Source organism: Enterobacter cloacae complex sp. IR5441 (genome assembly GCF_049238215.1).
GTDB classification, from domain to species: domain Bacteria; phylum Pseudomonadota; class Gammaproteobacteria; order Enterobacterales; family Enterobacteriaceae; genus Enterobacter; species Enterobacter hormaechei_C.
Window position 1 is genome coordinate 1 of record NZ_JBMKIA010000013.1, and the last position, 12,706, is coordinate 12,706.

17 protein-coding genes and 1 pseudogene are annotated in these 12,706 nt (G+C 49.4%); 14 read left to right on the forward strand and 4 right to left on the reverse strand.

Features of this window, described 5'->3' with window-relative positions:
* Positions 1 to 113 precede the first annotated feature (113 nt).
* From ACOTX5_RS15055 to ACOTX5_RS15065, 3 genes and pseudogenes are all read left to right on the forward strand, one after another.
* Positions 114 to 443 (forward strand): annotated as a pseudogene (locus tag ACOTX5_RS15055) (YfiR family protein); the annotation flags it as partial.
* Positions 436 to 1,656, forward strand: a complete 1,221-nt coding sequence (gene dgcN / locus ACOTX5_RS15060) for a diguanylate cyclase DgcN (RefSeq protein ID WP_017692859.1) — start codon at positions 436 to 438, stop codon at positions 1,654 to 1,656. The pseudogene ACOTX5_RS15055 and the gene dgcN, both read left to right, overlap by 8 nt.
* A 12-nt stretch (positions 1,657 to 1,668) precedes the next feature.
* Entirely contained in the window at positions 1,669 to 2,154 is a 486-nt protein-coding gene (locus ACOTX5_RS15065) for an OmpA family protein (RefSeq protein WP_017382956.1), read from the forward strand.
* 2 nt (positions 2,155 to 2,156) lie between these two features.
* Here the strand turns inward: ACOTX5_RS15065 and ACOTX5_RS15070 are convergent, their stop codons facing one another.
* The 4 genes from ACOTX5_RS15070 to ACOTX5_RS15085 all read right to left on the reverse strand — a co-directional run bounded on the left by ACOTX5_RS15070 (position 2,157) and on the right by ACOTX5_RS15085 (position 6,115).
* Positions 2,157 to 3,527: a PepSY-associated TM helix domain-containing protein gene (locus ACOTX5_RS15070; protein ID WP_045911904.1), complete on the reverse strand. Its 1,371-nt coding sequence runs from the start codon at positions 3,525 to 3,527 to the stop codon at positions 2,157 to 2,159.
* A gap of 38 nt (positions 3,528 to 3,565) precedes the next feature.
* On the reverse strand, positions 3,566 to 3,970 hold the full coding sequence (locus ACOTX5_RS15075) for a DUF2946 domain-containing protein (RefSeq protein WP_045911905.1): 405 nt from the start codon (positions 3,968 to 3,970) through the stop codon (positions 3,566 to 3,568).
* Between the two features lie 244 nt (positions 3,971 to 4,214).
* Positions 4,215 to 5,246, reverse strand: a complete 1,032-nt coding sequence (locus ACOTX5_RS15080) for a site-specific integrase (RefSeq protein WP_047738488.1) — start codon at positions 5,244 to 5,246, stop codon at positions 4,215 to 4,217.
* A gap of 2 nt (positions 5,247 to 5,248) precedes the next feature.
* Positions 5,249 to 6,115, reverse strand: a complete 867-nt coding sequence (locus ACOTX5_RS15085) for a phage repressor protein CI (RefSeq protein WP_052954072.1) — start codon at positions 6,113 to 6,115, stop codon at positions 5,249 to 5,251.
* 221 nt (positions 6,116 to 6,336) lie between these two features.
* Here ACOTX5_RS15085 and ACOTX5_RS15090 point away from each other — a divergent pair, with 221 nt between their 5' ends.
* The 11 genes from ACOTX5_RS15090 to ACOTX5_RS15140 all read left to right on the forward strand — a co-directional run bounded on the left by ACOTX5_RS15090 (position 6,337) and on the right by ACOTX5_RS15140 (position 12,536).
* Positions 6,337 to 6,468 carry a hypothetical protein gene (locus ACOTX5_RS15090; RefSeq protein ID WP_162197024.1) on the forward strand — a complete coding sequence of 44 codons (132 nt, stop codon included), beginning with the start codon at positions 6,337 to 6,339 and terminating at the stop codon, positions 6,466 to 6,468.
* Between the two features lie 31 nt (positions 6,469 to 6,499).
* The gene (locus ACOTX5_RS15095; RefSeq protein ID WP_017382962.1) at positions 6,500 to 7,009 is read left to right on the forward strand and encodes a phage regulatory CII family protein; all 510 of its coding nucleotides are present in this window, start codon (positions 6,500 to 6,502) and stop codon (positions 7,007 to 7,009) included.
* 7 nt (positions 7,010 to 7,016) lie between these two features.
* The gene (locus ACOTX5_RS15100) at positions 7,017 to 7,217 is read left to right on the forward strand and encodes a phage filamentation protein Fil family protein (protein WP_072051580.1); all 201 of its coding nucleotides are present in this window, start codon (positions 7,017 to 7,019) and stop codon (positions 7,215 to 7,217) included.
* A complete protein-coding gene (locus ACOTX5_RS15105) occupies positions 7,181 to 7,519 on the forward strand; it encodes a DUF5347 domain-containing protein (RefSeq protein ID WP_045616588.1) in 339 nt (112 codons plus the stop codon). The genes ACOTX5_RS15100 and ACOTX5_RS15105 overlap by 37 nt, the downstream gene beginning before the upstream one ends.
* Before the next feature lie 67 nt (positions 7,520 to 7,586).
* The gene (locus ACOTX5_RS15110; protein WP_063945131.1) at positions 7,587 to 7,814 is read left to right on the forward strand and encodes a DUF2732 domain-containing protein; all 228 of its coding nucleotides are present in this window, start codon (positions 7,587 to 7,589) and stop codon (positions 7,812 to 7,814) included.
* Positions 7,814 to 8,035: a TraR/DksA family transcriptional regulator gene (locus ACOTX5_RS15115; RefSeq protein WP_045911518.1), complete on the forward strand. Its 222-nt coding sequence runs from the start codon at positions 7,814 to 7,816 to the stop codon at positions 8,033 to 8,035. Before ACOTX5_RS15110 ends, ACOTX5_RS15115 begins: the two co-directional genes overlap by 1 nt.
* Position 8,036: 1 nt before the next feature.
* Positions 8,037 to 10,250, forward strand: coding sequence for a replication endonuclease (locus tag ACOTX5_RS15120; RefSeq protein ID WP_216674640.1), 2,214 nt, complete (start codon positions 8,037 to 8,039; stop codon positions 10,248 to 10,250).
* A gap of 121 nt (positions 10,251 to 10,371) precedes the next feature.
* Complete coding sequence (locus ACOTX5_RS15125; protein ID WP_047746034.1) at positions 10,372 to 10,554, forward strand: hypothetical protein; 183 nt, start codon at positions 10,372 to 10,374, stop codon at positions 10,552 to 10,554.
* Between the two features lie 3 nt (positions 10,555 to 10,557).
* Entirely contained in the window at positions 10,558 to 10,788 is a 231-nt protein-coding gene (locus tag ACOTX5_RS15130; protein ID WP_047746033.1) for a DinI-like family protein, read from the forward strand.
* A gap of 84 nt (positions 10,789 to 10,872) precedes the next feature.
* The gene (locus ACOTX5_RS15135) at positions 10,873 to 11,604 is read left to right on the forward strand and encodes a hypothetical protein (RefSeq protein ID WP_047746049.1); all 732 of its coding nucleotides are present in this window, start codon (positions 10,873 to 10,875) and stop codon (positions 11,602 to 11,604) included.
* A 131-nt stretch (positions 11,605 to 11,735) separates the two neighbouring features.
* Positions 11,736 to 12,536 carry a hypothetical protein gene (locus ACOTX5_RS15140; RefSeq protein WP_047746032.1) on the forward strand — a complete coding sequence of 267 codons (801 nt, stop codon included), beginning with the start codon at positions 11,736 to 11,738 and terminating at the stop codon, positions 12,534 to 12,536.
* Positions 12,537 to 12,706 lie beyond the last annotated feature (170 nt).

Genomic DNA, 12,706 nt, shown 5'->3' on the forward strand with positions numbered 1-12,706 from the left:
CGCACATCTTGTTGTCTGATTATTGATTTTTCGCGAAACCATTTGATCATATGACAAGATGTGTATCCACCTTAACTTAATGATTTTTACCAAAATCATTAGGGGATTCATCAGCGCTCAGCAGTGAAGATGAACACAACCCGTTGCCCTATAGTCCTGTCATTGTGCACAGCGATCGGGAAGCACTCGCAGCAAGGTGTGATGCCCTCTATTTCGGGAGCGAGTCGCCGGCAAAACAACAGGAAATAATAAATCAATATCAGGGCCAGGCGTTGCTATTAATGTCAGAACAAAATCCTGAATGCGTTATTGGCAGCGCATTTTGTCTGATAATAGAGCACAACCTCGTCAGGTTTTCCGTAAATCTGGATGCGCTGGCGCGCAGTGGCGTAAGAGTCAATCCGGATGTATTAATGCTCGCACGGAATAAGAAGCATGAATAAGGAAGTCGCACCAACACCGCGTCCGACGTTTAAAAGAACGTTGCGACGAATCAGCATGATAAGCGTCATTATAACGATGACGTTTATATGGTTGCTGCTGTGTTTCGCTTCCGTGGTGACATTAAAGCAATACGCGCAAAAAAACCTCGAACTTACCGGCGCCACCATGAGCCACAGCCTTGAAGCCTCTCTGGTGTTCAACGATGCCGTGGCGGCAAATGAAACGCTGGCGACCCTCGGCAAGCAGGGGCAGTTCGCCGTGGCGGAAGTGCTTAACGCACATCATAAACGGTTTGCCTGGTGGTCATGGAACCCGGCGGATAATACCGACACGCTGGGCGCGCTGGTCAACCGGTGGTTGTTCCCTGTTCCTGTTGCACAGCCCATCATACATAATGGCAATGTGATTGGCGAAATTCGTCTGACCGCGCGAGACAGCCTGATTAGCCACTTTATCTGGCTCTCATTTGCGGTCCTCACCGGCTGCATTCTTTTTGCCTCTGCCGTCGCATTGACCATCACCCGCTCGCTACATCATGGCATGGTTGTTGAAATGCAAAACATCACTGACGTTGTGCATGACGTTCGCACTAACCGCAACTTCTCTCGCCGGGTAACGGAAGGCCGCATTGAAGAGTTCCACCAGTTTGGTGAAGACTTCAACAGCCTGCTGGATGAAATGGAAGAGTGGCAGCTCAAGCTACAGGCGAAAAACGCTCAACTGTTGCGTACCGCTATGCACGATCCGCTCACGGGGCTTGCAAACCGCGCCGCGTTTCGCAACAACATTGCGGCATTAATGAACGACGCTTCAGCAAAAACCAATTCTGCCCTGCTCTTCCTGGACGGTGATAACTTCAAGGTTATCAATGACACCTGGGGTCATGCCGCGGGTGACTGCGTACTGATCGAAGCCGCCAAAAGGATGGTCGAGTTTGGCGAAAAACGTCATCAGTCTTACCGTCTTGGCGGCGATGAATTTGCCATGATCCTTTACGGCGTCCACACCGCACGTGAGGTCGAATTTATTTGCGCTGCGCTGTCGCAGCAATTTATCCGTCCGTTTGATCTGCATAACGGGCACACAGCATCAATGTCCCTCAGCATTGGCTTTGCTCTGGCGTGGGAAAATGCCTCCGTTGAAGCATTACTGGAGCAAGCCGATCGCAATATGTATCTGGTCAAAAACCAGCGTTCGAAAACAATATCCTGAAAGGAAGACGATATGTTAAAGCGATACTTTGCGCCGTTAATACTGGCATCACTGGTAATGTCCGGATGCCAGTCATCCCCTGAAGGAAAATTCACGCCAGAGCAAATTGCGGCCATGAAATCCTACGGCTTTAACGAACTGAATGGCGACTGGTCTCTGGGCCTGTCGGATAAGATCCTGTTTGATAAAAATGACGCCAGGCTGCGCCCGGAAAGTGAAACGCAGATCCAGACTATGGCCTCACGCCTGGCGGCAACCGGTCTGAACCACGCCAGGATGGATGGCCATACGGATAACTATGGCGAAGAGAGCTACAACGAAGCGCTTTCGTTAAAACGTGCCAATGTTGTGGCGGATGCCTGGGCGAAGGGCGCGAACATCCCGCGCAGCAATCTCACTACGCGGGGCTTAGGCAAAAAATACCCTGTCAGCAGCAACCGCACTGCGCAGGGGCGCGCTGAAAACCGCCGGGTTGCGGTAGTCATCAGCACGCCTTAAGGCTATTTAACGGCTGTTCCGGCGAGCGACACGCCTGAACCTGCTCGCCAGCGCAGCCAGTCAATCACAATAAAGACCGCCAGACTGACGCCCATTACCGGCAACGCCAGCCCCAGCAGGAGGCTTATCAGGAACGTCATTCCCCTTCCCCACAGCGGCAATGCCAGCCAGCTTTGGCAGAGCGTCTGTACCGGATTCGCGGCTGACGTTGCAGGGCGACGCATCCACCACATCCGGTATCCCCAGATAATTAACACACACAGCGCAACGCCAAACGCGATGAGCAGCAGCTGATTTGCCAGACCAAACAGGATCCCCATATGGAAATCCACGCCCCAGCGGGTGAGTTTAGCCATCAGCGGGAAATCCCCGAAGCGAGTGCTGTCCAGCACCTTCAGTGAGTGGGGATCCACGGCAACGGCATCAACCTGCGTTGGCCAGCGGCGATCGATTTCCGTCACCGTCCAGGCCTGGTCGACCCTGCTTGCCGGACGGATCTCAACGTTGTTCGCATCAATCCCTGACTGGCGGGCGACCTGCAATACGTTGTCAAAAAGCGACAGTTTGACTGGCATTTCAGGCATCGTCATTTCCCCGTGATGACCACGATGTTCGGCGTGTTCATCCCTCATTTCCGGCGCACCGGAAAGGGTGGTATTTACCTGCGGCGTCAGCCAGTTCATCTCTGCACGCAGCTTATCGACGTTGCCACCGGCCCATTGTGACCAGGTTAACCCGGTGACTGAGAACAGCAGCATTCCCGCCAGTAACGTCCAGCCTAAGATCACATGCAGGCGACGACGATTCTGGAAACGATTGTTAATACGGCGCTTCGGTCGGGTGTAGAACCACAGCGCGATCCCGCCCAGGGCAGCAACCCACATCCACGAGGCGGCTAACTCGCTATAGAGGCGCCCGATGTTGCCCAGCATCAGCGAGGTATGCAGATAATCGATAGTCTGACGCAGCGGTAAAATCCCGCTGGTGCCGTACACGGTCATATCCCCTCGAATCTCAAGGCTGGTGGGATCAATAAAAATAGCCCGATGCTCGGAGGGACCCAGCGCCGGGTCGGCAAACATCACGCGGGTCGTTTCGCCCCCTTCCAGCCCCGGACGTACAGCATGTAAACGCAGCGCTGAACCCACGGCCTTTTCCGCCACGGCAATTTGTTCAGCAAGAGGCTGCGCCTCACCCACGGCATCCGTGTGGAGTGCATGATGGTACAGCGCCTTTTCAAGCTGCGGCGTGGCGACGTACAGCGTTCCGGTCAGCGCTGCGAAGAAGATAAACGGACCGACAAACAGCCCGATATAGAAATGGAGGCGACGCAGCAGGTTTCTCCATGCCGCGCGCGGAGTGCAGGTAGTCATACTTTTCCTTTTTAAGGCAAAAAGTGAGTGATTTTGTTTTAAAGGGAGAAAGCAGACCGACGCGGCGGCGCGCGGGTATTGGGGTAAAGCCAGGGGAAAAAGTGCCAGTGGCTGACCGCCTGACGAGGCGGCTTCACGCGCAGCCGCTGCAACACCACGCTGAGCAGAACGATAAGCGCCAGCATCACGCCCGGAACATGCGCTAACAGCACGCAGTAGCCGCACGCCTCCGCATGGTCAACTGGCATAGAATGCGGCATATCACCATGATGCTCGTCCATCGACATCATGCTCATGTCGTGGTGCATGCCCGGCATGGCGCTCATGGGATCTTTTTGCAGCGAGACGGAGATCAGCGGCGCCACGACGATCAGCAGGATCGCAAACAGCGCGGTCAATGCCGCTGCGCGTTTCCAGCTATGCTGATGCAGTACGTTATCCACTTACCCTCCACCCAAGAGGCGAACATTGTAAATGATTTATGACGGAAGGGTTAACGCGAGAGGTGCGATGGGATAAAAAAAGGGCCAGCCTTTCGGCCAGCCCTTTCTAACAGGATGTCGCTTAAGCGAATCTTAGTTCAGACGCTTTTATTCATATATCTTTAAAAACAATAAGTTACATAAATAACAGTTAGTTACGCACATCCTCGGTATGGTCTCGCACATCCTCGCACATGCTCTGTGGTCATGCTGTGGACATTATGTCGTTCAAAGGGTTCAGCTCGACGGCCTGCTCAAGATGGTCTGGGGCAAAGTGCGCATATTTCATCGTTTCGCGGATGTTGGCGTGACCAAGAATTTTTTGCAGTACCAGAATGTTCCCGCCGTTCATCATAAAATGGGATCCAAACGTATGGCGTAGCACATGCGTTTTCTGCCCTTCGGTCAACTCGATATTGGTGAGCAGAAGCATCTTTTTGAACTCCTGATAGCAGGGCTTAAACATTTTGCCTTGACGCTGGCTCAATTCATCATAAAGCCATTTCGGGATCGGAACGGTTCGATTCTTTTTCCCCTTCGTTTTGGTGAAGGTTAATTTATAGGGGGAGAGCTGAGAACGGCTAAGCCTTTCCGCTTCCCCCCATCGCGCGCCAGTAGCCAAGCATACTTTTACTATCATCGTCAGGTCAGGTTTGCCGTATCTTTCACAAGCTTGAAGAAGCTGAGGAATTTGCTCACGTGTGAGCCATGACATTTCTTTTTCGGCTTCTTTAAACACCCTGACCCCGTCAAGCGGGTTCGGTAAACTCCACTCACCTAACCTTTTCAGCTCGTTAAAAACAGCTTCAAGGTAATGATGTTCACGGTTAACAGTAATCGGTTTCGCAACCCATTTAGCCGGATCCTTGTGGTAACCATTATCTATCTCACCACGGAGACGACGGTCTCGATAATGAGCCCAATCTTTTGCTGTTAGCTGGGAGGCTACTGGGTCGCCTAGGCCATTGCAGATAATATGCAGTTTAGCTAAGCGTGACTTACTTGCGACTAAAGCCTGCCCGTGGAGGTTATGCCAGAGCATGATTAACTCACTTAGCTTTCTGCGATCCTCTTTCTCTGACATCCACGGTTTATTAGCAGCTTGGTCACGGTAATACTGTTCATAGGCAACCGCCTCCCCTTTAGTGGGAAAGCGTTTCCGCACGCGACGGCTATCTCTGCCATCGACACGAAAATCACATAACCACTCGCCGGAAGTCAGTTTTTTTACTGTCATGATTAAATACTTTTACTAAGGGTAATAAAGACCATACCGACGCACTTGACCTCTGATACCTGACATTCAAAATTTGAAGCGTCGTTTTTAACTATCAGTTTATTGCCCGGTAAGCGCGCGATATCGTATACATCGCACGTTCCATCCACATCAATTAGCCATCGGCCATTGGCAATATTTTTTGTGTCGAGATCCACAAGCCAGCGAAGGCTGTTTTTTTCTATAAGTGCTGGTTTTTTCACTGAGGCATCAATGAGTGTTTCGTCGCAGTACCACACTCCATCGTTTATCAAATTGCCGGTATGAATATTGAATTTAGCAATCTGTTTTACTCCTTTAAGTGCCTCAGAAGCTGGTTTCGAATCAGGGGTATTCTCATACATCGAGCCAATACCTGTAGCCAGCCATAGAAGCGAGGCGCCGGTTTCAAGTGAGCAGACGATAACTACTTCACCGGGGAAATGTTCTCGGCGTACCCAAGCGCTCATGGTTCCTGATGGAATGTTAAGGTGATCTCCCAGCTCTTTTTGAAGTTTGAAACCGTAAGCATCCAGAATGCGGCGGAGCACAATTTTCCCACCAGAAGCTTCCATCTTTTCGCTCAACGCGATTCCTGATAGTTCGCCAGCCGGGCGACCATCTAAACTTGCATTTGCAAGATGACCCTTTTTAAGCCATACGACATCCGCACCTGTGTCAAGAGCACATTGAACAAGGTAGTCACCTGGTAAGCTGTTTCTTTTGAGCCAGTTGTTAACCGTTCCTATCGGAATTCCCACTAAATCAGCATAAGCCTGCCGCGTGCTAACACCATAAGAACTAAGGATTCTTTCGAGAATTTCCCGTACATCTTCAGATGAAGTGACCAAACACACCCCCAAAACAACCAAATGACCACTTTACACATAGCCAATTGATCACTATTATCAGGCTCAAGCACACCACGAATGTGCGAGAACATACCAAAAAGCAACTTAACCGGAGATATTCACTGATGAATCTTCAAATTGCAATCCCTGCCGGCCCAGACTTTGTCTCTTATGAGGAGTTTGCGGAGCAATACGGGTGTAGCCTGAACACCGTTAAGGAAATGGTTAAGCGTGGCGAATTGCTACTGGTGCCTCGCACTCGTGAAGGTGGCTTAGGCCGAATCAATATGATTGCCTTCCGTGCAAAATTGTTAGCTCAGGCCATCAATTCGCGTTACGCAGTGTTTCAGTAACTTGATTTTGCAAGCTGGAAGGAGCCGCAGCATGTTAGATTTTCGCGTTTCGTCACATTCACACTTCGATGACGCTTGTCGCAAATTCGCCTTGACCCATAACGTCAAGGAGTTAGCAAACAAGGCGGATATCAAGCCCCATACGCTTTACAACAAACTAAACCCAGAGCAACCGCATCAGTTAACACCCCGTGAAATTTGGACGCTGACCGACATTACCGAGGACTCTACTCTCGTTGATGGCTTTTTAGCTCAGATCCACTGTCTGCCATGTGTGCCGGTGAACGAACTAGCAAAAGAAAAATTGCAGACCTACGTAATGCGCGCCATGAGTGAACTTGGGGAACTGGCAAGCGGTGCCGTTTCGAATGAACGTTTAACCCCAGCTCGCAAGAGCACCATGATTGAAAGTGTAAATGCTGGGATTCGTATGCTCTCGCTTTCTGCCCTGGCATTACAGGCTCGCCTCCATGCTAATCCAGCAATGGCCAGTGCGTTAGATTCCGTGAGCGGTATTGGCGCTTCCTTCGGGTTAATTTGAGGTGAGTATGCTGAAAAATGAACCTTCATTCGCGTCTCTGCTCGTAAAGCAAAGTCCAGGCATGCACTACGGCCACGGCTGGATCGCAGATAAGGACGGCAAGCGCTGGCACCCGAGCCGCTCACAGGCTGATTTACTGGCTGGCCTCTCTACTCAAAAGCAGGGGGAATCATGGCTATCGAAGCTGTTTCCGCGACTGTTCCACTAAAAGCGGGTGAACGTCTGGCCGGTCTCAATCATGTGGCTGAATTGCGCGCGAAATATTGGGGCGATAGCTGGAAAGAGGTTGGGCGTTTTGTTGACGATATGCGCGATAAACGCGATCCACAATTTGAAGAAAATAATCGGGCGCTAGCCGCTATTTTCTTTCTGGCAAAAATACCGGCGGCTCGTCATGAGCTCGAATTAAGTGAGCTGACTACTGACGAGAAAAAAGCATTGATTACAGCGATGAATCATTTTCGTGCAGTGGTGAGCTTATTTCCAAAACGGCTAACCATGCCGAATTAATCCAAACAGAAATTTAATGGCGTAAACCCGCCGGACTTCTTATTGCCCGAAATCAGGAGAGTCAATTATGCGTAATACCGAAACCCGCACCTTTCACACCGATAGCGATGCACTGGCCGTACTGCTGACCGATGCAAAAAAAGAAGAGCGTAAAGACCGCGCTCTCGCCGTTTCCATTCGTCTTGAGGCGCTGGCTATTCATATCACCAAAGAGGGTATGAGCGGCATCGAAGCCGCTGAACTGCTGCGCCGTGAAGCCACATGCTTTGAGAATGAATCACAGGAACTGCACTAATGGCCGACGCAATGGATTTAGCACAACAGCGTGAGCAGGAAGACCGCGAGCGCCACATCAGCAACGCGCGCAGCCGTATCGCTATACCTTCCCGTTTCCTGTGCGAACAATGTGACGCACCAATCCCCGAAGCTCGCCGTATTGCTATTCCGGGCGTGGCCTTTTGCGTGAGCTGCCAGCAAATCGCCGAGCTTAAACTAAAACACTATCGGGGGTTATAAATTGGCTGTTCAGTTCGCGTTTCCGTGGAATGCTCCTCGGTCGGCAATAGCCAGCCCTTATCTTACTTATGACCAACAGCATCGCCGCGATCGTATGTTCGCGGCTTTGCTGCATGCGAGAAAGGTGCTTTCTCTGCAACCTGAGTGCGTGCGTTTTGATGTATACCGCACCGCTACGGTGCTGGAGCAAAATCAAGGCAGTCAACGAGCCAATGCCTTTTTAATCAGTTTCTGCAAAAAGGCATTGCCACGTCTTGAACTGGTCGCAAAAAAATACGAGTGCACAGGTATCAATAGCAAGGTATCAGCCGCTGTCTTTGGTGGTCATTTCGATACTGAGCTTATGCAATATCAGGCATCACGCATGGTCAATATGGTCGCCAGATATAACCGACTTCCGGATATGGCGCGCGCCGATATTGATCTGCTGGCCGCTGATATCGCTAATTTCATTCGCTCTGAACTGGCTAACATTGATGATTCTGATTTTGGTGAGTTCAGAACACTTTATGCCTGGTATATGCACGCCGGGTTTATCTCTCAGCAATTTAATGTAACTCCTCCCAAATGGGAGCGAGTGATTAATAAAGTTTTCGATAAAAATGATATTGCGCCCGCAGTAATCCGCATGTTTACCGAAACATGGTGGCGTAACCGTCTGCGACGAATTGCGGCTGCATGGCGCGAACATCTGCAAATTGCAGTCGGTAATGTCAGCAAAAAAAGACACGCATATGCGAGTAAAAACTGCGTGACTGACTGGCGCGAGCAGAAGCGCCGCACGCGTGAATTTCTCAAGGGGCTGGATCTCGAAGACGAAGACGGCAACCGCATCAGCCTGATTGAAAAATACGACGGCTCGGTCGCTAACCCTGCGATACGTCGCTGCGAGCTGATGACCCGCATCCGTGGGTTTGAAAATATATGCAATGAGCTCGGTTATGTCGGTGAGTTTTATACCCTGACCGCGCCGTCAAAATATCACGCCACAACTAAAGCGGGATACCGTAACACCAAATGGAAAGGAGCCAGCCCGTCGGACACGCAGAGTTATCTCACCGGCCTTTGGGCGCGCATTCGTGCCAAGCTGCACCGGGAAGAAATCCGCATTTTCGGCATTCGTGTTGCTGAACCTCATCACGACGGGACGCCTCACTGGCACATGCTTATGTTTATGCTGCCGGAAGACGTTGAGCGCGCGCGCCTCATCATTCGCGATTATGCGTGGGAGGAAGACCACCACGAGTTGAGAAGCGACAAAGCCAAAAAGGCGCGCTTTCATGCCGAGGCCATTGACCCAGATAAGGGCAGCGCTACCGGCTATGTGGCTAAATACATTTCAAAAAATATCGACGGCTATGCTCTGGATGGTGAAACCGATGACGAAAGCGGTGAACTGCTGAAAGAGACCGCTCCAGCCGTTTCTGCATGGGCGGCGCGTTGGCACATACGTCAATTCCAGTTTATCGGCGGTGCGCCGGTGACGGTCTACCGTGAGTTGCGCCGCCTCGCTGACACCGAGACCGCACACGGCCTGAGCGTTGAGTTTGCAGCCGTCCATGATGCCGCTGACGCCGGTGACTGGGCTGGTTACGTTAATGCGCAGGGTGGCCCGTTTGTCCGTCGCGATGATTTGCAGGTGCGCACGTTGTATGAACCGCGCGCCGAGTTTAACCAGTATGGTGAAGAAACCGTCTGCATCCGTGGCGTGTACGACTCCGCTATCGGTGCTGGCACCCCTATTTTAACCCGGCTCACGCAGTGGAAAATTGTGCCGAAATGTGCAGTTGATTTGGCCGTTGACGTTAAGGGCGCTCCTGCGCCCTCTCGGAGTTCTGTCAATAACTGTACGGGAAGCGAAAGCGATCCACCGATACTGGATTTAACAAAACCTCTTAGTCGGCGTGAAAGGCGGGAGTTGACCAACCGACTCAGGAAGCAAAAGCCAGCAATACGGCGAAAATTCATCCACGGAACGGATGAGCAAAACGCAGCTTTAGCGAATATTATTGACGAGGTACACCTCATGACCGGAATCACTATTAGCCGGGGCGAAGCCCTGCACCTGATTACAGGTGGTAAAAGTTGCATCAACGGTATATGGCGCAGGGGAACTGCACGCGGCGAACTTTTGAGGGCGACCCCTTCACACGAATCGAAAACCAGAAGCATTCTCGAAAGAGTCGCGACGTTGGCGCAAGCAGCAAAACATTGACACTCTATCTGTTTTCATATCAGTCACATACAGCAGAGCTTTAGTAATTATTTTTTCTTTCATTTTCCTTTTCAATTGTTATACTGGATGCATATACAGTATTTTCAGAGGGAGGAATTTGATGGTTGCAGAACATTTCAACCAAGCGCAGCATAAATGGGCTTGTGTACAATTTATCGCCGAGGTATCGCTAATTGCGAATTGTAAGTCTTCTGACCTCAAGCTTGCCCTCTCTATCATTGCCGATTTAGCCAGTAGAGAAAACGATAATGAAGAAAGCGATATTTTCTATGAGGTTCAGTAACTTATGATAATTAACATTACTCTGAAACCTGTTCAAAACATAGACGACGCAAGGCTCGACTCGCTCGAGAAAGAACTCAACCGGAGAGTGAACAACTCATTCCCCTCCTCTACCGTCGTTGTCAAAAAAGGCTCCATACCGAAAATCGATATTAAGGGTTTCCCGAGCGACTCAGACCGAGAACGATTAGGTGTTATTTTTGAAGACGTCTGGCAGGACGTAACATGGCATTAGCCATATGAAGACTAAGTACTAACTTTTCACCCCATGTTTGATACCATGGGGTTGTTTTTTATGGGGATGACACAAAGGAAAATCATGGATACCGTAATAGCATTTTTATCTCTGGCTCTCTTTATTGCTTTTATCGTGGGGTTAATCAAGCCGTCGCTGGTTCGAATGCCGAACCGTAAGCGATCCAGTGCGGTTTATCTCGGTGGATGTCTGGCGTTGGGCGTTATTGGCTCGATCTTATGGCCGAGTAAGAATAGTCAGCCTGTGGCACAAACTAATGCACCGGCGGTTAAAGCGGAACCGGTAACGCCAGCGTTTGAGTACGCAGACTTAACACTCAAAGAATATCGCAACGAACCAAAGCAAACTCGGCACGATATCGTTAAAGGCTATGTTGACTACAAAGGTGTATCGGCCAGCTCTGCTGATGCCTTTTATGCCTGTATGAGTGAGTACACTTTCACTAAAGATGATGCGTTAACACTCGGTGATGTATTGGGGTGGTGTTTTAACGACTTTGAGAAGGATCCACAATCTCTGAATAATAAAATTAACCTTGACGCGTTTCAGGGTAATTTTAGCGGTTGGGATGGCTCATATCGACCGTTGGAAAAGCTGATAAAAGCCAGCATGAATGATGATTCATCCTACAAGCATGTTTCAACAGTCTATCATCTGATTTTGAATAAAGACCCGCATGCTATTGTTAAAACAACGTTTCGTGGCACCAATGCTTATGGTGGTGTGGTCAAACAGACTGTAGCGGCTCGCGTTAACGTGCGAACAGGTGAGGTCGATTCGATACTCGACAATTAAACAAGAAAATGACAAACGCCTCCGGCACTTAAACTTGCTTTCAGTGCCGGTGGCGTTGAACAACGAGCTCCGCGAGGCGTTAGTTACATCACTAAATTGCTTATCGTAAAAGTAGATTTAAAGGGGGAGGTATGCTGCGTATTAATAATGTTGATGTTAGAAAGCATCTTGAAATTTTTGAGCAAAAGAGAACGCCGGACAACGGCAGAATTAGTTTAATGTATGAGAATGCCATACATTATGATATGTATTCCGTTTATATAAAAGATGATGATGGTAATGAATATCTATTTGATAGATATATTGATGGGGTGATAAAGGCAAAGCGGTGGGATACTCAACGTAATGTATTTAATGTTGACGTTGAGCTTAATCCAGAGCAATTTAACGCTAATTCTTTTTCTGGTATATTTTATTATCATGCGCATGAATTTAAATTTAATTCACTGGATGAATTGGGGTGTTATAAAGTATGGAAGCTCAAAAGATTTGCGAATAGTGAAAACAAAAAACTTAGTCGTGAGAAGTTTCTTTATCGTCAACGCAAACAAGAAATTACTGATGCAATGACTGTCTTGACCTCAGTTGTCAGGATTTATAGGGAACAGCAAGGCGAAAGACCATTCAGCGAGATTCTTATAATGAATGATGTTGCCGGTAGGTTATGGATTTATCATGATGATCCTTCCAGGCTAAAAAAAGAGCTTCGTTTATGCCTTGACTCACTTGTAGAAAATGGTGACCTTTTAAAGTCTCAAGAGGGATACAAACCTAGCGGAAAATCGGTTAATACCCTAGCTAACTTCAACAAAACCGAACAACGTTATAAAGAGAATATTAGAAGCCAGCGAAGTATGTTTTGGGCTACTTTATTTGCTGCCATAGGTGGTTTGGGAAGTATGATTGCCGCTTTTATAGGAGTAATGAAGTAACGAGTGTATTCGTCTTTAGATTATCCGTATGATTGCCAAATTTCTGTTTTTATAGCCGTGCACGCAACAGGTGCATGGTTCTGCATGCGCCGAGGTTGCCCGTTCTGGCCGTGCGCCGCCAGAGCTGGCGCGGATCCAGCATGGTCATGCAACTGCATTAAAATCGCCCC